Source organism: Schlesneria sp. (genome assembly GCF_036405755.1).
Lineage (GTDB): Bacteria > Planctomycetota > Planctomycetia > Planctomycetales > Planctomycetaceae > Schlesneria > Schlesneria sphaerica.
The window spans coordinates 1-23,450 of the sequence record NZ_DASWWZ010000077.1 but is presented as its reverse complement, the minus strand read 5'-3'; the positions used below and the strand labels follow the sequence as shown (position 1 = coordinate 23,450).

Sequence of the window (23,450 nt, the reverse complement as noted above, 5' to 3'; positions counted from 1 at the left end):
TGGGCTTGCTTGTACTTCTTGAGAAATGCAAACTGAACTCATGGTACAGAGATGAGCGATACAGTAGATCGTCAACAGCAAATGGAATTGCGTTAGCCTCTTGTTGGTCGTGCAGAGGAGTAAGTATCGAATGTGAGACCTCAACTTGCGTAGGGCTATGCGAAGAACACGGCAAGACTCAACGTTGCAAGGAGAGTGAATTGATCTCACAAGGGTAGATCTGGTCATGCTAAATACTTCTTATTTTAAAGAGCGTAAGAGAGATCGTTCGGAGTAATTATTGAGAAGCCAACAGGGACACAGCATATTTCGTTGCGGCAAACTGTTCTACAACGTCGCCGGTCGCCCGCAGACGATCGAGCTGACGCGCAGTCGTATCGGCAGCACCGTCACTACGTCCGCCGCGAAACACGCGAAGTTTTCTCCTGACGCAGGAGTAGTTGCGCCACGACGTTCTCGATTTGAAGCGATCGTTTTTAGCGGTCGCTGAAGTGCTTGCGCTGCTTATGACTCGGGGCAGGCGAGCGTGAACTGGAACCGTAACAACACGTAGGCAGCCACCAGTTTCTAGAGTGCGCCCGGCATCCGTTGACGTGCCAACGGTCGTAATCCTGACCGTATCAGACGGATAGCATCCGGTGTTCGGCTCTTAGCCAGAAAAAGCAGTGTCCCCATGGGCGTGTCCTCGTCCCCCCCGTCTCCTTTCTCCATCTATCCGGGGTTACCACCAAGTCCGTTCAAGTAGCATCATTTTGCTGTCTGGGTCGACCCACAGATTCGATGAGTAGCCTTCCCCAAAACTTTCAGGGAAAACATAAAGAGTCTTAGCATTCTTTAAAGGAAACCATGAAAGTTTCGGCGCCAGATTCTTCGCATACGACTCTGGTTCCTTGTCAAGCGAGCTGTGAATCAAACCAAATGTATTTGCGACTAGTTCTAGGTCTGTATCCGACTCATAATACATTAGGGCAAGGTACATAGGGTCGTGCCCAGGATCTTTCACAAACTTTTCAACATAGCGAAGCCCGCCTTGCTCAGGACACTTTTCCCAAGGGGGGAAGTTCTTTCGATTTTCGGATATCAATGGAATTTTCCCGCAGCCTGCGATCTGAAAGATCGCCAAGCATAGCCAAGATACCGTAATTGCGTTGCGCATTTTACTTACCTCTATTCATAAAGTTAGTCTCTACGGGGTCTTCCATCACGCCGCTCGTTGCAAACGCGATCTCGTGGCGCTGGAGCAGTGCAAACCAAGCTCTCATGTTCAGTCATTGTACCCCCAAAAAGCAGTGTCCCTCTGGGCATTACGCGTTTCGTATCCATTTTACAGATCAATTGGTTTCTTCACGCCTTGACGGGTCAGGAATGGTGACTGGTGCCCTCTGTTTGGGCCGCTTTCCAAACGATTGGGTGTTTGGGCTCGCTGGATTGCGGGGGGTTGCTGACACTACTTGCTTCCGAAATTCTTCGACAACATCGATCGAAGGATGATGGAGCTGAAAGGGATGGTTTAACTGGTGGAGCATCGGGATTTGATGGTTGTCTTAAAACATAAACTCATCGTCGTCACAGTCGTTCAACGGACGAGGGTCGACTGATTTGGTTGGCCAACTGGCCAACTCCTGGCCAGCCGGCGGCCAGGCCCATGTTCTATAGCAGAAACGGTTTATGTATTTTCAGTAGACTGGCCAGGCTGGCCAGCAGATCGCAACGCCGCCGACTTTTCCTTCCCGCGAGGCTCGCTGGTTGGCGTGAACGCATCTTGAAGGGAGCATTTTGATGTCGGGCTTCATGGAAACGCCCAACCAAGATGCCCAACCAAGATGCTCATCCAAGATAAGTGATCGTGATGGGCCTTAATCAGAACTGTTCGCTGCTTTCCTCTCCGAGAGAGCGGAACTCGCCGTCGACGATCGATTCGGGATCAGGCTTGGGCTTGGTTGCTCTCAATAACTCATTGCGATCGAGAAGTCAGGACGCGCACTTGCGAATTTGGTGAGTGGACCGTTCAATTCTTCCCTGGTCAGCGGAGTACTGCGTTCTGCTCACCAGTGCGACGGTTTCAACGAGAACTTTTGGAATGGATGCCTCGACATGGCTGGGGTCAAGAATGCAATCCTGCTGAAAATGCTCGATCGGCTGTTCGCCGGATTGACGAGTGGTCCCAACCTCAACTGCCGCCCCCATTCCAGCCGGCAACGAGTCGACTGGACGCAGTTCGCACGCCTCAAGGATCTGTCGCCCGCAGAGGCGCTCGGGAAATTGTTCACCGCCAAGCCCTCAATTCAACTCCGCCCGCAGATCGAACCTCCCTCTAAACCGGGCAAGTCCAGTGACGGACGGGGCAAATCGCGATCCCGGTCGGATGCAAAGCGGAAGCTCGAACAGGACCCCAGCCCGGAAGAGATGGGACAGCTTCCCCCCGTTCCAACTGACTCACTGAACTCTCAGGACGAGTGGTCCAGCCAGCAGAGCCTGCTGACAAAGCTGAGGGGGCTTGCGGAAGACGCCCGTGCCTACGAGCAGGACACGGGAGTCCACGTGCTGCACGTGGGGTTCCCTTTGCTGAGTGTCCCCCCTTCCGCAGCGGGCAATGTCAAATCGTTCAGCAGTGGGGGAAAACGACTACTGGCGCCCATCGCCTTTATCTCCGTTTCGCTGGAAGTCCGGGCGGGATTTCAACCCGTCATCTCGATCGAAGGACGTAACGACGGCGCTGACGCACTGGTCCCCAATGAGGCTCTCTTCGCATGGCTGGAACGCCAGTCCGGACAGTCGCTGCTCGCGGACAACGGCGAGAACACGTCCCAGAACGAGCTTCTCGCGTCCCCCCCATCTTCTGCATCGGAAACAGGGGAAGTCGACTCCGTGAAGACTTCATCCCTGCAACAGGAGATCGGTTCCAGCCACACAACAACGTCGCAGGAACTCTGGGAGGAACTCAACTCTCTGGTCAGCCGTGTCACCCGATTGCTGCAACTTCCCGAATCACCACTCAGCGCAGCCTCGCTGGAGAACCTGTGCGAGGCCCCAAGATCTGACGACGAAAATTCTCGCGCCGAGATCGTCCTCGCTGCGGTACTCGGCCTGTTCCCAATGAATAAGCAGGGACTGCTACGCGATATGCAGGCCATGGTCGAACAGAGCACCTTCGCCGGTCCCCTGCAAAGCTTTCTGAAACTCGATCCAGACCTCACCAGTCTGGATGACGATGTTTCGCCGGACTTATTACGGCGCTCCCGGACCGCAGTTCCCGCTGCCGCCAATCGGCTGATTTCCGCAGCGGATCCGTTCCAGTCGAAAGCCGTGCGTCTTGCGCGAGACTGTTCCGAGTTGATCATTCACGGTCCGCCAGGCACCGGAAAAAGTCAGACAATCACTAATATCATCGGTGACCACCTTGTCCGCGGGGAACGCGTTCTTCTGGTGTGCGACAAGCGAACGGCTCTCGACGTCGTCGCCAGCCGACTGGAGCACCTGGGACTGGGCTCTCTCTGCTCGTTGATTCACGATCCCCAGCATGATCAGCGGATTCTGTTTAACAGCATCCGCAAACGACTGGAGTCCCTCACAGAAAACAGCCGTGACGGAATGGCACAAGCACGTCTGGATTCGCTCGATGCCCAAGTCCAGAAGGGCCTTGATCAGTTGTGGGAGGCGTGGCGTCTGACAATGGACAGGGATCCCGAACGTGCAACGTCCTTCCACGAACGCATGGGAGACTGGCTCGAAGCGATCGCTCCGACACTCGAAACGGCCAATTTCAACTCGTCAGCAACTGAACCCCAATCCGCCCCCTCAGCCAATCGACCTTCTCCCGACACATTAAGATCCGAGCGTGGGCGAACTCGCCCACGAAGACGCGGCTCCGTCGCGTCTATAGAAGCGGTCACATTGAGCCTGTATGAGTCGCACGAAACGGTCATTCGTGATCTGGTCAGTCGTGCGAGCAGTATCGACTTTTCGAACCATCCCTGGCGGCGCCCCGCTGGAATCACACTGACGGAGCTTCTGCAAACTCCCCAGGATCAGATTCGTGAGGATCTTAAAGTCATTCTCGATTGTGCGTTGACCGTTGACGATGCGAAAACCGGTGGAATCCCGTCGCTCGATCCACTCGGCTGGATCTCCCCATCAAGCAGCGAAGCAGGGGACGATGGCGGGACAATTTCCGGAGGAAAAATAAAATCCAAGCCCGGCCCTAGCTTTCATGAACAGGCGCATCTCCGACGAGAACTGGCTGCGCGGATGCGTCGCTGCGTCGACTCCACTGACGGCGGTCTTCGAGGACGCTGGGCGAAAAGTTCCAAGTCGACTCTCCAACGATCCCTTGATCGACTGCTACAGATCGAGCCCGAGGTCGAAGTGACACGCTCGGGTCTGCTCGATGCCCAGTTCCTCAATTTGATTCGCTCGACTTCAATTCCCATTTCACAACAGTTGCACTGGACCGTCGATCTGGGCCGCTACCTTACAACATGCACACGGTGGTACGGTTGGTTCGCATTTCGAAGTCGCACCCGAGCAAGCACGATCTTGCGGGAGTTCGGATTGCCCCTCAGTCCCCCGAATGCAACCCGCGTCCACAGCTTTCTGACGCAAATGAACGCCCGGAACACGGTGGCCACCTGTTTGAATGAGGTTTCACCCGCAAAGCCACCACGGAAAGTGGAAGCAGACACTTTGACAGAGGACTGGGATCAGCTCTGTCAGTTGCTTCAAATACTGCTGGAACTGGAGAATGGACCGCTGTCGGACGAGCTGAAGCAAGGCGCTAGACAATCGCTGAATGATGGCAATGAAGACTGGATTGAGTCCCTGGTGACATCATCCGAAATCGCAGATTCGCTCGAAGAACTGCGGGATGAGCTTGTCGCATCAAGGCTGTTCTCCACTGACTGGCTGAATGGCTTCTTTGAACGAGTATGTGGTCCCGATTCGGTCGTCGACGAACTGCGACAACTGGAGTCGTCGGTTGATCAGTTGGCAGATGTGCTGCGAATTCTCGAGTCACTTCAGCAACTGCCTGCAGGGCTAAAACGGATAACAGAAGAGGTTATTGAGCGCACGGGACCGTTCGAAAGGATCATGTCGTCGATTCGGCAAAAGGTGCTCGCAGCCGAGATTTCCGCGTGGCTTGCGGCCAACCCTGCGCTCCTGCAGATGGACGGGCCAGGCTTCGACAAACTCAGCACCGACGTGATTGCCCTGCAGCAGAAGAAGCAGGCGATCGTACGGGACGTCATCCTTGACTATTGGACTCAGCGGCAGCGTCAGAAATTGCTCGCGATGACCGGCACACGGCTGAATAGTGCGGGGGCGGACCTGCGTCGACGCCTCACCACTCGTGGTGAACGAGCCATGCGACTGCGCCAAGTCATTACCACCGGACAACAGCTTCCCGGTGGAGACCCGCTGTTTGATCTCTGTCCGGTATGGATGGTGAGTCCCGAAACGGTCGCGCAGATCTTTCCTCGAGAACCACTGTTCGATGTGGTGATCTTCGATGAGGCCTCCCAGTGTCGTCTGGAAGAAGCACTCCCTGTCTTAACACGTGCCCGACGCGTCGTGATTGCAGGCGATCCTAAACAGTTGCCTCCCTCCCGCTTCTTCGAATCGACCGTGACCTCCAGTGATCAAAGCCTCGGCGAGACCGAACAGGAACTATTCGAATCGCATCAAAGTGAAGTTGAGGACCTGCTCTCCGCAGCACTCTCTCTCAATCTGCAGGAGTGCTATCTCGACGTGCATTACCGTTCGCGCAATGCGGATCTGGTGCAGTTCAGCAATGACCAGTTCTACAGTTCACGACTCCAGGTCATTCCGGGGCATCCCCGAAACAGAGTCCGGTTCGCTCCTATCACTCTCTACCAGGTAAACGGCGTTTTTGAGGACCGGGCCAACTCGGCCGAGGCGGATCGAGTCTGTCAGATTGTAGAGGACTTGTTGCGGCGGTCTGAACCTCCCTCAATCGGTATCGCCTGCTTCAACCTGACGCAACGAGACCTGATTCTGGAACGGTTGGATGAACTCGCGGTGAAAGACGAGGACTTTGCTCGTCGTCTTGCCGCAGCCCGCAGTCGTTCGGGGCAGGGGACGTTTGAAGGGCTGTTCGTCAAGAACCTCGAGAACGTACAAGGTGACGAACGTGACCACATGATTATCAGCACCACGTACGGCGTCGATTCTCAAGGCCGCTTCTACCGCCGCTTTGGTCCATTAGGCCAGGCAGGAGGAGGCCGGCGTTTGAACGTGCTGATTACGCGAGCCCGAGAAGAAGTCCATCTTGTCACGTCGATTCCCGTGGAGCTTTATCGCAGTTTGCCCCCCGTTCCCGCTGGTCAGCAACCGGGCGGGGGATGGTTATTGTTCGCGTATCTGGCCTTTGCAGAGCGTTTGAGTGAAGACTACAACCGCTGGCGCGAATCGCCCTCAGACAATGACTCGCCGACGGGGCTCATTGTCGAAAGCCCGACACAGACGCCATCACGGTTTGCACGCGCGTTTGCCGGCCTGGCCGCCAGGCGAAACAGGATCGGCAGCGACCTGTATCGGGGGAATGATGGATTCTGTATCGATGTCGCATTCCATCATCCTTCACGCCGCGAAGACCGAACACTCGGGATCATTTTCGATGTGACCCGGTTTACACAGGCGGACGATCCCGTGGAGTGGGAATTGTTCCGTACCCAAATTTTGGAAGGGCAGGGGTGGCAGTTGCGGCGCTGCTGGACGCCTGAGTTCTTCCGGGATCCCGTGGGTGAGTTCAACAAAATTCTGGCGGAAGCAGATGATCTCGCCGAGACCGATGAGGATCCCGAATCCATTCCTGTCGAATGACACGCTTTGGGAACTCAGTCAACGATCTCGAAATCACTACGTAGTTACAGTGTTGTCTGCAGCAGCGGGACTGGGGCTCATGTTGATGAGAGGCGGAGCAGCCTGCCAAGCGAACGCATCGCCCAATACCGGCTGGTACCGGCAGTGGCTGGCGGACGGTCTTGAACGGACATCAGAACCCTAAGCCGGGAGATTTCACCTCCCTGAAATTCGATGAAAACTCCTCTTGGCGCAAAAGGGGAAATGACAGTCAACGATTCAACGCGACGGCACTCGTTAATAGGTCGTCACAATCCCCCGGCGAACTCTGCCGGTATCGAATGAATAGCAGGGAAATCGGTTTGAATCTACGGCAGTGCACAACGGAATCGTATTGACCCATTTCGCCAAGATGGACTATTAATCGCCGCCTTTCAAAGGTCCAAATCCTGGACCTCAAATTTTCGGTCCTTCAATCGTGACGTCGCATCGTGTCGATCGGCGTCCGCCAATCCATTTTTGTCAAGTGAAACGGCCGGGTCGCTTTTCGCCCGCGGCTCAACCAGTTGTCGGTAAAAGTTTGACGCGCTTCGTCAATGCCAGACCCGGAGGAGGAAGTTATCTTGGGTAGGATCATCGGACTGATCGGATGCACTATGTTGGTCATCGCTGCCATGCGCTTGACCAACCTTCAGCACGTTGAGACCACCAAATTGAAAGGTGGCGAGGATCGCGGAGCAGCTCAGTCGAAGCTGACGCCGCGAGCTCACTACAAGCGTGGCAGGGAACTGTATCTTCGCGGTCGCTACCTGGAAGCCCTTCCACATCTGGAAGAAGCTTCACAGTCGACGACTGGTCTGTCGGCAAACGAACGACGCCAGACGGAAGACTGTCTGAACCGGGCACGTCTCAAAGTGCAGGGCGTTGCCGACAGGACAAACCCCTCCGGTCAGAACGAAAACGGAGCGGTCATCCGAGGGCAGTCCGACCCATGGGATTCCGATCCGGCCCAAGCCTCGAACGGAGCCGACAACGAAGCACGGGACCGCGTTGAACAACTTATGATTCAGGCGAAAGCCGCACATAAGCTGGGTGAAGTCGCCGAAGCAACCAAGCTGGCAACACTCGCGAACAAACTCGCTAAATCAGCCAAGCTGAAGTTCGGCAAAGATCAGGTATCCCCAAGCGATTTCCTGGCCAAACTTGGTTCAACCAAGAAAGACGTTGCCGCGAAAGCGGGCGGAATGGCTGATGCCGCTGCTGACTGGGCTTCGAACGAAGTCGGTGGTGCAGTTCGCACTGCTGCCCGTAATGCCGTTCCCTCGGACATCATGCAGCTCTCTTCCGAAGGGGATAGCGATGACTTCGGTGGGGCTTCCTCTAAAGTTCAGAACGCCGGTCACTCCGACTCTCTCAAAGATCGCGCGGCCAAGCTGGTCGCTCAGGCTCGTGCCGAACTGAAAGCCGGTCGCCTGGAAGCCGCTCGCCGAAAGGCCATTGAAGCGAATGATCTGAACGTCTCGTTCGATATCACCGAAGATCGTCCCGCAGTGCTACTTGCCGAACTCGATCGCCGCATGAACACCGTCACCATGACCCGTAACGCCGGAGCAAAATCGGCAGCGGCGAGCAGTGACGATGAATTCGCGGGTGCAACCGATGGTCCGTCGGCTGCCAAGAAGCAGCAGGCCATGAAGCTGATCGAAGAAGCTCGTAAAGAACTGCAGGCAGGAAACCTGGACGCGGCTCAGGCCAAGGCCGAGCAGGCTGAAAAGCTGAACGTTGTCTACAAGCTGTTCGATGACATGCCCGATATCGTGATGAACGATATTGCCGCTCGTCGTGCCGCCGAGAACATCTCCCGTAAAGGTCGCGACAAATTCTCTGCCATGGACGCTGAAGAGACCGCTCAAGCGGGTGAAGGTGCCAGGGAAGAAGACCTCGCAAAGCAGTCACACGCCGTCAAGCTGTTGCGAGATGCTCGCAAGCTGATGAAAGAAGGACGCCTCGAAGAAGCACACAAGAAGGCCGTCGAAGTTCAGTCGCTTCAGGTCGCTCTTCCAGTCAATGCAGACAGTCCTGAACTGTTGCTCGCGGACCTCAACAAGGCGATGAACGCCAAAGGTGGCAAGTCCGCTGGTGGTGTCACCACCGCCAACGCGGTCGAAGCGGCAGCCGATGACGACAACCCATTCGCTCAAACCGGTAAGCGTGGCCAGTTGGTCAGTGCCAGCAACACGGAATTCGCCGAGGAAGAAGAAGTTGCTGAAGTGAAGACCACCGGTCTGTCCGCCAGCGAAATGTACAACCGCGGCATGGCAGAATTGAAGAAAGGCAAGCGGAACCTGGCTTACCAGGCCTTCAAAGCCGCCTATGACTCGGGCGAACGTCTTGATCCTATCCGCACGCAACGGATGAACGACTATCTCCGCGACCTTGCTCCACGCGGCAACCAGAGCGAGATCCAGGCCGCCAGCGATGAATCGGAATCGTTTGCAGAGTCCACGCCGATGGACGCTGCTCAGCAAGAGCAACTCGTCAAGTTTGAACGCGTCCGGGCAGAAGTCCTGAACACGGTCTTCAAGGCCGAACGCCTGAAGTCCAGCGAGCCAGAGAAGGCTCTGGAACTGGTCGATCAGACCCTGGCCAAAGTGGAAAGTGCAGAACTGTCGACCGAAGCGGCAGCACCTTTGCTGAAGCAACTCAACCGGACTCGATCCAGCCTTCGCACCGAGATCGAACAGCAGGCACCGAATATCGAACTGCGTGCCGAGAACAAGCGAGTGAAGGAACAGATCGAAAAGGAAATCAGCAACGCTGTCCGTATCGATCAGGAGCTGGTTCAACTCGTTGAAGAGTATAACGAGCTCTACAAGCAGCAGCGGTTTGCAGAAGCCGTTGTCGTTGCCAAGAAAGCCAAAGAACTGAACCCGAAAGATCCGGCTGTCGTCACGATGGTCATCAAGGGTCAGCTCGCGATGCAGAACAAGATCAACGAAGACATCAAGAGCGACAAAGCGGATACCCGGTTGCTGACGAACAACGACGTCGAACGAGGGCTGATTCACAGCCTGTCCGACGACAACCCAATGTCCTTCGACAAGAAAATCTGGGACAACGCCAAGAAGCGAAAGTTCGGCACGGATAACCGCATCAAGTCCGAAGAAGAAATTCACATCGAGAAGAGCCTTCAGAAGCGAATCTCGCTGCACGAAGAAAACACTCCGCTTGTCGAAGTCATTCGCAAGATCAAGGCTGTGGCTGACATCAACATCGTGTTTGACGAAGCCGGCCTTGAAGAAGAAGGAGTCAGCTCAAACACCGCGGTGTCGATCGATGTCGAAGGGATCACGGTCAAGAGTGCTCTTAACCTGATTCTCCAGCGATATCAGTTGGGCTACATGGTCGACAACGAAGTTTTGAAGATCACCAACCACGTTCGTCAACGGGGTGAACTGATCAACGCCACATACAACGTGGCCGACCTCGTGGTCGCAATCCCCAGCTTCGGCACTGATTCGTCAGGGGCAGCACCCCGAATTGGTGGTGTGCCAGGTCCCGGTCAGGGATTCGGCAGCCAGGCTTATCTGACTCCAGGGATGACTGGCCAGGCATTCGCACAGGTCGGACCTAACGGCGGCGGACTGGGTGGATTCAACATCCCCAACGAAGCCGATTCACGTCTGAACGCATCGCGACGTAACACGGACTTCACCGAACTGACCAATCTGATTACCTCGACGATCTCGCCAGATACCTGGGAGCAGTCCGGTGGTCAGGCACGCGTCCAACCATTCGAAACCACGTTGAGCCTCGTCATCCGACAGACTCAGAAGGTCCACGAAGAAATTGCTGACTTGCTCAGCCAGTTGCGTCGCCTGCAAGACCTGCAAGTGACAATTGAAGTCCGCTTCGTCACCGTGTCCGATCGATTCTTCGAACGAATCGGGGTCGACTTCGACTTCAACATCAAGCCAACCGTGGGTTATGCCAAGACCGACAACTCGCTGCTGCCAATCCTGCCCTTCGGTAGCATTATGACTCCGCAGGCAGGCCAGAACCTGTTCGGAATTCAAGGTCAGGGTGGACAGCAGGGCCAGGGTGGTCAGCAAGGAGGTCAGCAGGGCCAGGGTGGTCAACAGGGACAACAAGGTCAGCAGGGACAACAAGGACAACAGGGTGGCGTGGTTTCGCAGGGACTGTTCGATCCAAGCCCAATGCGTAGCTTGATCAACAACCCAGCGAGTAACACGATCGTCGGTCTCCAGTCGCCGACGCAGTTCACCAACGACTTGACCATTCCGTTCCAGCAGGGTTCGTTCGACGTGGGGATCCCCTCGTTCGGTGGATACAACCCAACCGCGGGTGTTCAGACAGGTATCGCGATTCTGAGTGACCTGGAAGCATTCTTCTTCATCTCGGCTGCTCAAGGTGATGAACGATCGAACCTGTTGTTTGCTCCGAAAGTGACGACCTTCAACGGGATTCCCGCAACTGTCAGTGACAACCGGACTCGCCCGTTCGTGACAAGTCTGGTTCCAACCGTCGGTTTTGCCGCAGTCGGTTACACTCCAATCATTACCAACGTTCCTGAAGGGATCACCCTGACAGCAACGCCTGTGGTCTCGGCTGACCGACGATTCGTCCGACTGACTCTGCTCCCGATCTTCCGCAGTATCACTGACGTCTTCACCTTCACCGCTGTCGGTGGTGGTGGTGGCGGTGGCCAACAGGGTCAGGGAGGTCAGCAGGGTGGCCAGGGTGGATTCGGCGGCGGCGGCCAGCAAGGTGGTCAAGGCGGATTCGGCGGTGGCCAGTTCGGTATCGGTGGTGGATTGGGAAGCATGCAGATCATGCAGACACTGTTCACCCAGCAGGGTGGATTCGGTGGTGGTGGCCAGGGTGGTTTCGGCGGTGGCCAACAGGGTCAGCAAGGAGGCCAGCAAGGTCAGCAAGGACAACAGGGCCAGCAGGGTGGTGGTGCCGGAGCGATCACAGTTCAACAGCCCGTCATCGAAACCATCACTGTGCAGACAACGGTCAGCGTACCGGACGGCGGAAGCGTCCTGTTGGGTGGTGTCAAACGACTGAAGGAAGGCCGCAAAATGGCCGGTGTTCCAATCTTGAACAAGATTCCTTATGTGAACCGTCTGTTCAAGAACAGTGGTGTGGGCCGCGAAACCGAAAGTCTGATGCTGATGGTGACTCCACGAATCATCATCCAGGAAGAAGAAGAAGAGCTGCTGGGAATCCCACGCAACTAGTCACGGTGAACTCGCCCGATCGATGTCTTAACCACATCGATCGGGCACTCGATAAAGATCAGCGACCGTCGTAAGCATCCCTTCGCCTGTAAGTCTGATCAACGAAAACTTCCGAGGCTCTGTCGCAAGTCCTCGGCCGCCGCAATCCGACCGGGCTGGATTGCGGCGGTTTTTTCGTTGGTGGAAAGCCCGTTGAAATTGGCCTCGGTCCTCGATCGGATTGAACCGGAGAGGCGAATCCCCAGCTCCCTTGATCAGGGGTCTACAAAGGATGAGCCAAGTGACAAGGCTTTATCGCCAATCGAGAGGACACCCCGCTCGTGTACTCGACTGCGTCTCAGATCGGATAGTGGGAAAGGAACGGACGTAGAAGTGCATGTCAGGCAAGAATCTCTTTAATAACCCGTGCCTGGTCGACCCCTGTCAGCTTCTCTTTGAGACCATTACGTTCGTAGTAAAGGTCACTGTAGTGCAGGCCCAGAAGATGCAGGATTGTTGCATGCCAGTCTGAAACGCTGACACGATCTTCAACGGCCATCAGACCGATTTCATCGGTGGAGCCATGAACGGTTCCGGCTTTGATTCCGGCCCCCGCCATCCAGCAGGTGAACGCGTTCTTGTTGTGATCGCGTCCCGACGTCACTGACTCGTCTCCTCCGCGTAGCTGTGCGATCGGCAATCGTCCAAATTCGCCTCCCCACAGGACAAGAACGCTGTCAAACAGCCCTCGCGCTTTCAAATCATTCAGGAGTGCTGCGACAGGTTTATCAGTACGGTCACAGGCCTTCTGAAGTTCAGTTTGCAGATGATCGTGTGTGTCCCAGATCTGTGAGTCGATATAGAGCTGGACAAATCGAACGCCGCGTTCCACCAGTCGGCGTGCAATCAAACATCGCCGACCATAAGAATCAGTGATCTTGTCTCCGATGCCGTATGCCTCAAGCGTTTGCTGGGTCTCCTGAGAAAGATCCAGTGCTTCCGGAGCCATCAACTGCATCCGAGCCGCGAGTTCGTAACTAGCGATTCGAGCGTCAAGTTGTGCTTGTCCGGGGCGTCGACTGCGGTGCAGGCGATCGAGTCGTCCGATGAGGCTTCTCTCTGCATTCGTGACTTCGTCGGGCTCATCAAACTCCCTGTCGAGATTCAGAACGGGTGTTCCCGTCGCTTTGAAACGAGTTCCCTGATAAATCGGGGGCAGATAACCCGATGCCCAGCTTTGCGTGCCGTTGACCGGAAGTCCCAGGGGATCATCGAGCACGACATAGGCAGGCAAGTTAGCGGACTCGGAACCGAGTCCATAGGTGACCCACGAACCAAGCGACGGCTGCCCCGGAATCGTCCTGCCACTGTGAATGTGATACAGAGCCGGTTCGTGAGTGAGATTGACTGTGTGCATGGAGCGGATCATGGCGACATCATCCACGCACTTCGCAAAGTGCGGCATCGCATTCGATACCCACATTCCACTTTGGCCATGCTGAGCAAACTTGAACGGGGTCCGCATCAGCGCACCACCCGAGCCGGGCGATTCGACCTCACCGGCAATCTTCTCGAAGTAGGATTGGCCATGTCGGCGATCCAGCTCTGGCTTGGGATCGAACAGGTCCATCTGACTGGGACCACCATTCATGAAGAGGTGAATGACAGCTTTGGCCTTAGGCTCAAAATTCGGCCGCCGCGGCGCAAGGTCAAACGTTTGCCTGGAACCCTGGGACGTTGTGGAATCCGCCTCGATTTCACCGTAGGCATCGCGACACAACATCGACGCCAGGGCAGCGCCGTATATGCCCGAACCGATGTTCTCAAAGAATTGTCGGCGACCCATCAGTTGATGAAGGATGGATTGGAATTGTCTGGAATCAAACATGGGAATTCCTCAGTCGACATACATGAATTCTGCGGAATTCATCAGTGCATGACACAGATTCGTCAGGGTCTGTACGCCCAGTTCTGCCGTCGCCTCATGAGCGGCCTGCTCGAGCGAAACGCTGTTCCCGGCCGGTGAAGCGGGGGGTTCCGGCAGGGTCGCGTGCCACTTTGCGGAAAGTTCGTCAAAGGACTGCGTGACCAGTTCCAGTTCCGCAGCATCGGGTTGCCGTCCGACCGCGAGAGCGAAGGCGCGCTGAATCTGAGAAGTTCGATCGGTGCCGACATCCTGGATAATTCGTTCCGCCATTGCTCGTGACCAGTCATGCACCATCTTATTGTTGAGCAAGTGCAAGGCCTGTGGTGCGACGGTGGCAACAGTTCGCTCGACGCAATTGGGAGCCATCTGAGGCAAGTCGAAATCTTCCAGAATCGTTGACGACTGCGATCGCCGCTGCAGGACGTAGATACTTCGTCGCCATCCTTTCTCAGACCCGACAGACGTGACGAGTCCATCATCGCGTCGTTCTACCCGTTCTGCCGGCCCGAACTGTGTCGGATCCAGCTTGCCTGAAACGAACAGCAGCGAATCACGCAGGACCTCGGCTTCTAACCTCCTGAGCGGGTACCGCGATAGCAGACGGTTATCAAGGTCCCTGTTTGCATGCTCTTCAGTGATCTCGGACGATTGCCGGTAAGTGCTTGAGGTCATGATCAGCCGGTGAATCGCTTTGATACTCCAGCCTCGTTCGACGAATTGAATCGAAAGCCAATCCAGTAGTTCGGGATGCGTTGGAACCTGCCCAGCCCGCCCGAAGTTATCGAGACTCTTCACGATTCCATGTTGAAAATGATGTTTCCAGATCCGGTTTGTCATCACGCGGGCCGTCAACGGATGTCGCGGGTCAACCAGCCACCGCGCGAACGCCAGACGTCGGCCGGTCTTCCGGGAATCCTCCCAGGGAGGGATGACGGAGTACGGCGCGACCGCATCGGCGAGCACTGTGGGAACGCCTGGATCAACTGCCTTTCCTGGCGAAAGGTAGTTTCCACGCCGCAGAATGTACGTTGGAGTTGGTTGGCCTCGGTCCCATAAGGCGTGAATGAACGGTTCATTCGGGTTCAGTTCCGACTTAAGTCTCTTGATCTGCTTGAAGGAATCTCGTGCCAGCTCTTTGAATGCGGGATCCAGTTCCTCAAGACTGTCCATGTCGATCTTGAGCAGCTTCTCGAACTTGGTGACGAGATACTTCTGTACCTCGTTCCGCTTGTCACGTGGCGCCAGCGCTGCAGCGCGGAGGTCTTCATGCAAGATTTCGGGGAGTTGAGGCAAATGTTTTTCGAGTTGAGCGGTGACCAATTCCCGCTGCCTGGCTTCCAGAGGCGTTTGAATCGCTTCGATCATCCCCTTCAGACGCTTCTGTTCGGCTTCCCATGCGGCTTTCTCTTCCGAGGGGACGTAGGTAAGACCGCGCAGTGGGAAGTCCTGATTCGCTTTGGAGGGTCGCAGCCAGTCGTTTTCATCAAGGGCCCCCTTGAGAATCGCGGCCAGACTGTAGTAATCGCGATGCGGAATGGGATCGAATTTATGCGAATGGCAACGGGCACACTTCACGGTTAATCCCATGACCGATGAAGTGAGAACGTCAATTTCGGAGGCGATGACGTCCAGACGATCCGGCACAAAGTTCGTCAGCCCGTTGTAGGTTCCGTCTGGCGCCATTCGCAGAAAACCGGTTGCAACGAGATTGTCATAGATCTCGTCGGTGACGTCGGGAGCGTTTTCATAGTCGACCAATTCATCCCCGGCGATTTGCTCAAGCAGGAAACGGTCATACGGTTTGTCGTTGTTGAACGAACGGATGACGTAATCACGATACCGGTAAGCAAAGTGGCGGATGGGATCTTCCGCATTCACACCATCGGAGTCCGAGTATCCAGCCAGATCGAGCCAGTATCTTCCCCACCGCTCGCCATAGTGACGGGACTCCAGCAGCCGATCGATCAACTTCTCGTAGGCCGCAGGGTCCGGGTCCTTGATAAAACTCTCGACGTCCTCAGGCGTGGGAGGAAGCCCGATCAGATCGAACGTCGCTCGCCTGATAAGCGTTCTCCGGTCTGCATCGGGAGACAGTGTTAATCCAACTCCTTTGAGTTTTTCGAGCACGAACGCGTCGATCGGGTTGCGGATACGGTGCTCCGATTCGAATCTCGGAACATCGTGCGCGACCGGAGACTTGAATGACCAGAACTGTTTGTCTTCATCAGTGACTTCCGACTCAATCTCGGCTGGATCCCGTTCAGTGCGATGTGCCGCCAATGGTGCCCCCGCCGCAATCCATTTCGCCACCGTTTCAACCTCGGCTGTTTCGATCACTTTTACCGATGCACTGGCCAGCCGACGCAGTGGAGGCATTTCTCCCGCATGAATCTTCTTCAGCATCAGGCTTTCAGAAGGTCGTTTGAGGTTAATCGCGGGTCCCGATTTGCCACCTGACAGCATCGACTGGCGCGATCGCAGATCGAGCCCCCCTTCCTTAACACGGCCGTTGTGACAGACGGCACAGCGCAACAGCATAATCTGAGAGACTTCCCGCTCTGTGATTGCGGGTTCAGCAACGACGTCAGGTTGCGAAAAACGGGCTCCGCCTGCGATCCATTCCTGCAGGCGTCCGGTCTCTTCTGGAGTTAGAGGCTCGGTCGAATTCGACGGTGGCATCAATCCGTCATGGACCACCTCGAAAAGCAGGCTCTCCTCCGGTTTGCCTGCCACAATAACGGGTCCGCTCGAACTTCCACGGGCGACACCAGACTGCGAGCTCAGATTCAATTCTGCTTTCTGAACCTTCTCGCCATGACAGGTACAGCATTTTTGCTGCAGGATGGGCAGGATATCTCGTTCGAATAAGTAGCTAGTCGAGATACCTTTGTTTTCTTTGGCTTCTTCCGCTCCGTCCACGGCTTGTGCAGTTGACCAGAGCTGACAAAAGGCCACTACGAGATAAAGAAATACACTACGCATAGACCAGCACAGAAAAGAGACCAGGGATGATGCAGCGAAATCGAATACAGAAACAATGATACATGATACTTCGCAGCACAGCACAATGGCAGGATCCTCCTACTGAAAATCCTGGGCGGATGACTTAATGTCGGGTCATCCCGAATGCACTTCCTATTCGCATCCAAAGAACGGCGACGAAATGAAGTACAGACCTGAATGAGAACGAGAGATCACTTCGGTACGTAGCTGCCGCCAAACGGTTGCGGGGTCAGGAGACCGGTCAATCGACTCACTCGTGCTTCGCCGATGAAGAAATGTGCTTCGCTCGTCCCCCGCAACTCAGCGCTCAACGTAGTTGACCACGGTCTTCAAAAGTTCATCCGAACAAAGTCGCCGTATTGTCCTGATCAACCGGAAGGAAATGAGCGCCGTGAGCAAGAGGTGAATTGAGCAGTTGGCCAGAAAGAGACCTCCTGTATTTGGCCGAAACCCCGGTGATGACGCGGCTCGACCATTTTAAAGTTCGGTACAAACGAACTGACGCTGCATCACTCATTTAAAGAGTGATGCAGCGTGTACCACGGCAGAAAGTTCCTAACCGCATGCCACTGTGAGTACGGTAAAAGTCGACTCACCGATACGGAAAGCCAGAAACCATGAGAGTCTCAATGCATGAGACACAGTTTCATTAGTAAAAACGAGGAGAGCCCTTCGTTTCTATGGGCTACTTCAACTTCAATTCATAAGTCACGTCAGTTTGAGGGGCCCCTTCCTCGACTGTCAACTTGTACTCATTCTTGGCGGGGTTCTTGTATTTTCCCTTGAACAAGTCGACGCCACTGTCGTTCTTCTTCATTTTCGGGACATACTCGAATCCGAGCGTATAGTTTCCTGGCGCGAGTCCATCACATGCAGTGTAAGTGGACCAGCAGAAATTCCCCTCATCGTCCGTCCTGCACTCCTTGAGTGGAGTCGCTGGCGGCGAACCATACAAGTAAAGATTCACCCCCGCTTGCGGCTCTCCATCAATCATCACAGTTCCACTGACAGGTACGAACGCCTCAAGTGCAAATTTGCCGGAAAGCTTCTTCAATCGCTCCGGCGACATATCCCCCTTGTTCGATCCACACCCTGTCAGAAGAGAGACGAACAGCAACGTGAACGCAGTATGACGAATGAATGCCATTGCCAGCCAAACCCTTGTCAGGAAAAACATCTGTAGAGGAGAGACAGCCTGGGCTTCAAAACTTGAAACCCAGGCGTCATTTCGAAAAAAGGCAGCGAGAGCGTTCAGCCTGGTTATCAGGCTTAGAACTCGCCTACAGGGGTTCCATCGGCAATGATGTAAACCCGGTTCATGGTCAGGCGATCAATGTTCTGGCTGATGAAGCGGACGGCGCCGTCTGCCATCAGGAACTGTGCCCCACCAACATGGAAGCTGTAGAAGTTCCATTTGTTGTTACAGTTGATTGTGCAGTCACCCCCGGGTCGGCCGGCGACGCTGCTGCTGCCGGGAGCGATTCCTCGCATGAAGTGACCTGTTGAGTGCTGCCAATCGTTCCACGAATCACCCATGAGTCCCACACCTTCATCGGTCAGGTTACCGACGACTTTACCCATGGCGTACTCTTTGGCGTCTGGTCGCGAAGATTCACCGCAGATCATTGTGTTGGAGGTACCGTCCGTAATTTGCGAGATCCTGACACCACAACTGTATGGACCACCGTCGCCAGTTTCGATGTCGAGAACTGCGCCGGTGTAGAAGTTGCCCAGGGCACCCTGGTTGTCGTTCATGTTTCCACCAGGAGCCATCCCGACATAATCGAGTGCACCGCCGGCATGGTACATCTGCGTGCCGAACGTATCCGACAGCCAGTCATCAACATAGGCAGGGCGCAAATTGCCCGAACGAGGAGTCGAAGGACAGATGAAGGATGGAATGACGGATCCAGCGATCGCAGCAAAGTTCTGCGATCCGGAGTAGGTTCCCCCTTTGGCGTAGTTTGGTGGAGGGCCACCCGTTGCGGAACCAAATCCCATGGCAACACTGAAGTTAATCGTGTTGTAGAGGTTTGTCTGATCAATGTAAGGCAGGACTAATTCAGGCCAGGCGTGCACGTTAAAGTCGGCACGGCCGGCAGGTTGTTCATCGACGCCTTCGCCGATACTCGGACCACTGGCTTCGCTGACCAGATACAGCGCACCGGGGAAGTTACCGAATGTGCTTTCGTAGTTGTGGAATGCCAGACCAAGCTGCTTCAAGTTGTTTCGGCATTGTGTCCGGCGTGCCGCTTCACGTGCCTGCTGGACGGCGGGCAACAGCAAGGCAATCAAGACAGCAATGATCGCGATCACCACGAGCAATTCAATCAGCGTGAATCCCCGCTGCCGTCTACGGCTTCTTTCAGTGGACAATAACATCTAGAAAACTCCTCTTCAAAAAAGAAAAAAACGCTCGCACGGCAAGGCAATCAATGCGAGTTTGCACGACGAAAAAGCGCGTGCTTCCCCTAACGGAATTCAATGAGTGGCGACCAGAAACAGGTGTACGAGATGAAGGTAGACATCAATATACATCGAAAATTACAGGAAACTAACGAAGAGATCACCAAGATTTTCGCAATTTTCGATGAAAAGTCGCACATTCCCTTCACGGAATTCACGAGTAGAACAGCCTACCTTTAGAAATCGTAATGAAGACGAGCGCGCCCTTACTCATGGAATTGCGAACGCAAAATATTTGATTTGATACTGCAGCCAGAATTCAGATATGTCAGTCGATGTGATTTATGAAGCACTCGGATGACGAATCACCCTGCCTACCTTTCACCTGATCTTCAGGTTTCAAGTTCGACACGTTCCCGTGTGCTCATGATCTATGTTATCACCTGTGAGAACAACTTGTGCAACTGATCAAAGATATCATTGCAGGGGTACAAGAAACCAATCTTCGGCCGGAACCGGTACTGGAGTGGGAGGAGGAAGTTCCTCGCCCGTCAGTTCCTTTACGGCCCACCGCAAGGCGACTCCTAATTCAACGGAGAGAGGGACATTTACCGCGAGTCCGCGAAGTCGTTCCGCCTGGCTTGTCGATTTCATCCGAGCCAGACTGATCGCACTCATCTGCTTCACTTCCGGCATTTCCGGGGGACGATCTGCGAAATCCAGGATTCGATCCATGAGTGCGTCTTCAAGTTCCGCGTCTGCTTCCTCCCGCGGCATCACTCCGAGTGCCCAGATTGCTGCACTACGCGATTGAACCCCCATCGGATAGTGCTTGGGAATATATTCCTTGAGCAACGGAATCGCCTCAGTCGCCTTCAAGACTCCGAGGGTTTCAAGCAGATGTGCAACTTGTTCATCGACAACAGTTCCCGCTCCGCTTTTTCGCAATTCGGTTTGATTTTTCGCAATTTGCAGAATTGCCGGGATTGTTTCTTTTACGGCGACTTTTCGCAGAGCCCAGGCCGACGCCGATTTCACTTCTACTCGTGGAGACTCCAATAACTCGACGAGACGATTCGCAACCTCTTCGAGATCGATCCCGCCCGCCAGGATCGCCGCCTGCTCCTGCCCCTTCCAGTCGTCACTTTGGAGGTGACCCTTTACCACGTCGTTAACGACGGGCTTCAATTCCGCCACCGAAGAGAGTCGCAGCAGCCCTTCGCGCGTCTTCTCCCTGAGCGCTGGGTCTGGATCTGCGAGTAACCGTCCCAGTGCAGCCGTCTTATCCGTCGTCGGATGCATAATACAGGATTCGATCCCTTCGCTCCGGATTCGTGCATCAGGATGTTTCAGCGCCGACTCTGCCAGCGAAAGCATGAGTGCCGAATCTAGTGCGTTGAGTCGACGCATGGCCGTCGCAGCGATCAATGGCTCGTCATCATTTGCCCATTCCGATAGCAGTTGAGCTGCAGCCGCAGTTTCGTGCGTTAAGAGCATCTGGATCGCGCACAATCGATTGAGCGACGTCGGCGTACCGGGTGATCGTGCAAGTTTCTCTGCCTGCGTTTCCAGTCCGGTTGCAGAGATTTGACCGACAGCCGTCGCCGCTTCGAATCGTTCGTCAGGATGGCGACGAGAGTCATTGATGATTTCCAATAAGGGATTGAGCGCCTTCCGCTCTCGGACGACGCCCAGGCCGCGAACTGCCAAGATCAGTTCACGGCGGCGCGAAGCCTGCTCCGACAGTCGCCCCAACCAGACGGCTCGAGCGGGCTCGTAGTCCCATTCAGCCAGCGCGGGCTCAATCAGCAGGCGCAAATCACTTCCATAAGATTTTGAGGCCTCAAGCAACTTGCCGCTGGAATCGCGCGAGTCCAATACAATGAGTGCCCGCGCCGCGGCAAAGCGCGCAGCAGGGTGCGAGGCTTTCGCTTCGAGAATCCGCTCAAGAGAAGGGACAGCCTCGACCAGATTCGAGCTGTTCACTTCCTGCGAGCGGGCGATCGTCTCGGCAGCCATTCGCTGCATGTCAACTTCGGGACTGTCCAGCGCGGACAACCACAACTGTTTCAGCGCCGGATCCATCGCATACTGGGCAACCGGATAGGAAAGTGCGGGATCGCTCTCGCGAAGAGCATCGAGCGGCGATGATTGGGCGAAGGTCACAAGGCAGGACGCCGCCAGACACGCCACGACAAAAGCGAGTGTCATGACGTGGGCAGCGGATCGCATTGGAAGAGGACGGACCATTCTCAGATTCTCGCTGGACAACTCATTGAGGCCGGGAAATACGGTGTGTCTGGATGAGCAAGATGAGAATCGAGGCAATTGAACCCATCCCCAGAATCCACCAATTCATCGGCACAAGATCGTAGTTCTGAAATCCGGGCATCCGTATGACTGACAGTGCCGCTGCAATCGAACTGAATGACAAAGCAGTCTCAACAGTTCGGTGCCCGAACGGCGCGTCACGCCCCATCCAGATCAACATGGGCAGTCCGCAGATGAGCAGCAGCGCAGCATACGCGGTGGCCGTCGCAGCCGCGGTTCGGACGAAGAAGCTGCCGACGGCCGCACTGACCAGCATGGCAAAGATTGCCGTCAGAAGCAGACACACAATGACTCGCTTTACCTGCTGTCCCATTCCGGGCTCGATGTACGACATCACTAGGTACCCGGGAGCGGTCGCGCACAACACCAGCAGCAAGGGGAGCAGGGCACTCAGCAACTTACCCCAGATGATTCGTGCAGTCGCCATCGGAGTCGTCTGCAGCAGCAACCATCCTCCGTGTTCACGCTCCACGCTGATCAGGCCCGCAGACAAACTCGGCGCGACCAGGATAATCAATGCAACTTGCATCACGACCATGATCCCACCGATCGTTTCAACGCCCCAGTCGAAAGTTCCCGCCGTAGTGGCATAGGTCAGCCCCAGCGAAAGCGTCGCACATGCCGCGACCAGTCGAACCAGCCAATGCAGTCGACCGAACCGACGGCAACGAAACTCCTTGAACATGACCGGGTTCACAAAGGACGGGATCCCTGCGCTTCGCTTCTGCGGGTCCACCAGAAAGAAGAATCGCCGAAAGAGTTTGGCGGACCATGACAGGTCATCGCTCATCGTTCCTGCAGCGCGAGAAACGTCAAACAGGCGATGATTCAGACGTGCAATTGTCCAGATAGAGGCAGCGACCGCAGTGGTGAGCGAAAAAATGGTGTAGCGTCCGAGCACATCGATTTTGGTGACCAGCCCCTGACTGCCGGGCTCTTCCGTTCCTGTAATCGACATCAGCGCAGCCACAGGAGACATACACCAGAACCATTCTCCGATATCAGCCAGTAACCCCTGGGACCCCTGCAGAAAATAGTGAGGAATCAGCGTAAGAACGCTGGTACCCAGCACGATCCCGTATGTCGTACGGACAGCCGAGTCAACCGATTGCGAAAAGCTGCTGACCAGCATTCCAATCGCGGCATACTCAATCGCCACGAGGATCAGCAGCTTATAGACCTTACCGATGTCGCCGTAGAGAGATAGCCCACCCATGGAATAGCAAGTTCCCGCTGCAGGCAGACTCATTGCCAGAATCATCCCCGCCATCGCCATGACAGCTGCGAGTTTGCCAGCGAAAATATGGACGGGACCGAGCTGAGTATTGAGGAGCAAGGCCAAAGTCCCTCGCCGCTTTTCACTGACGATGCTCGTCGCAGGAAACACGGGCAAAAGGAACAGGAGCGTCATCAACAGACCATAGGCGAACAGCCGGAAGATCTCGCGCGAGCGCGCTCCGAAGAGGGCAACCTCACCGTCGGTCGGCCAGCGAAGAATCACTAGCAACCCGAACAGACTTGCCAGCCCGATCTGAAACACGACCATCCGTCGACGTCGAAGGGGAGTCAGCAGTTCTCGCCGCAAGATTGCACTAAACATGGACACCGGCTCCGGCAACCGCAGGTTCTTTCACTTCCTTCGTTTCCCTGGGGCGTGTAAACGAAATGAAGACCTCTTCGAGATCTGTCTGAAGCTCACGGAACTGGGTGATACATATTCC

Annotated in this window: 8 protein-coding genes and 1 pseudogene; 2 read left to right on the top strand and 7 right to left on the bottom strand. The window is 55.3% G+C overall.

Annotation, left to right across the window (positions count from 1 at the left end):
• Positions 1-721: 721 nt before the first annotated feature.
• On the bottom strand, positions 722-1,156 hold the full coding sequence (locus VGE80_RS02655) for a hypothetical protein (RefSeq protein WP_440591579.1): 435 nt from the start codon (positions 1,154-1,156) through the stop codon (positions 722-724).
• Between the two features lie 938 nt (positions 1,157-2,094).
• On the opposite strand from VGE80_RS02655, the gene VGE80_RS02650 reads away from it, so the two are divergent.
• Both VGE80_RS02650 and VGE80_RS02645 read left to right on the top strand, forming a co-directional pair.
• Positions 2,095-6,840, top strand: a complete 4,746-nt coding sequence (locus tag VGE80_RS02650; protein ID WP_440591578.1) for an AAA domain-containing protein — start codon at positions 2,095-2,097, stop codon at positions 6,838-6,840.
• 4,973 nt (positions 6,841-11,813) lie between these two features.
• A pseudogene (locus tag VGE80_RS02645) lies at positions 11,814-12,083 on the top strand (hypothetical protein); the annotation flags it as partial.
• Between the two features lie 379 nt (positions 12,084-12,462).
• Here the strand turns inward: VGE80_RS02645 and VGE80_RS02640 are convergent.
• The 6 genes from VGE80_RS02640 to VGE80_RS02615 form a co-directional block, all read right to left on the bottom strand.
• Positions 12,463-13,950 carry a DUF1501 domain-containing protein gene (locus tag VGE80_RS02640; RefSeq protein ID WP_440591577.1) on the bottom strand — a complete coding sequence of 496 codons (1,488 nt, stop codon included), beginning with the start codon at positions 13,948-13,950 and terminating at the stop codon, positions 12,463-12,465.
• A 9-nt stretch (positions 13,951-13,959) separates the two neighbouring features.
• Entirely contained in the window at positions 13,960-16,971 is a 3,012-nt protein-coding gene (locus VGE80_RS02635) for a PSD1 and planctomycete cytochrome C domain-containing protein (RefSeq protein WP_440591576.1), read from the bottom strand.
• Between the two features lie 706 nt (positions 16,972-17,677).
• Positions 17,678-18,139, bottom strand: coding sequence for a hypothetical protein (locus VGE80_RS02630; RefSeq protein ID WP_440591575.1), 462 nt, complete (start codon positions 18,137-18,139; stop codon positions 17,678-17,680).
• 122 nt (positions 18,140-18,261) lie between these two features.
• On the bottom strand, positions 18,262-19,374 hold the full coding sequence (locus tag VGE80_RS02625; protein WP_373651088.1) for a DUF1559 family PulG-like putative transporter: 1,113 nt from the start codon (positions 19,372-19,374) through the stop codon (positions 18,262-18,264).
• A gap of 501 nt (positions 19,375-19,875) precedes the next feature.
• Positions 19,876-21,648, bottom strand: a complete 1,773-nt coding sequence (locus VGE80_RS02620) for a HEAT repeat domain-containing protein (protein WP_440591574.1) — start codon at positions 21,646-21,648, stop codon at positions 19,876-19,878.
• A gap of 22 nt (positions 21,649-21,670) precedes the next feature.
• Positions 21,671-23,329, bottom strand: a complete 1,659-nt coding sequence (locus VGE80_RS02615) for an ABC transporter permease (RefSeq protein WP_440591573.1) — start codon at positions 23,327-23,329, stop codon at positions 21,671-21,673.
• Between the last annotated feature and the right edge of the window lie 121 nt (positions 23,330-23,450).

Excerpts from the sequence above, each read along its gene's own strand:
- VGE80_RS02640 (WP_440591577.1), bottom strand. The coding sequence starts at position 13,950 with ATGTTTGATTCCAGACAATTCCAATCCATCCTTCATCAACTGATGGGT.
- VGE80_RS02620 (WP_440591574.1), bottom strand. The coding sequence starts at position 21,648 with ATGGTCCGTCCTCTTCCAATGCGATCCGCTGCCCACGTCATGACACTC.
- VGE80_RS02625 (WP_373651088.1), bottom strand. The coding sequence starts at position 19,374 with ATGTTATTGTCCACTGAAAGAAGCCGTAGACGGCAGCGGGGATTCACG.
- VGE80_RS02615 (WP_440591573.1), bottom strand. The coding sequence starts at position 23,329 with ATGTTTAGTGCAATCTTGCGGCGAGAACTGCTGACTCCCCTTCGACGT.
- VGE80_RS02650 (WP_440591578.1), top strand. The coding sequence starts at position 2,095 with ATGGCTGGGGTCAAGAATGCAATCCTGCTGAAAATGCTCGATCGGCTG.
- VGE80_RS02655 (WP_440591579.1), bottom strand. The coding sequence starts at position 1,156 with ATGCGCAACGCAATTACGGTATCTTGGCTATGCTTGGCGATCTTTCAG.
- VGE80_RS02630 (WP_440591575.1), bottom strand. The coding sequence starts at position 18,139 with ATGGCATTCATTCGTCATACTGCGTTCACGTTGCTGTTCGTCTCTCTT.
- VGE80_RS02635 (WP_440591576.1), bottom strand. The coding sequence starts at position 16,971 with ATGCGTAGTGTATTTCTTTATCTCGTAGTGGCCTTTTGTCAGCTCTGG.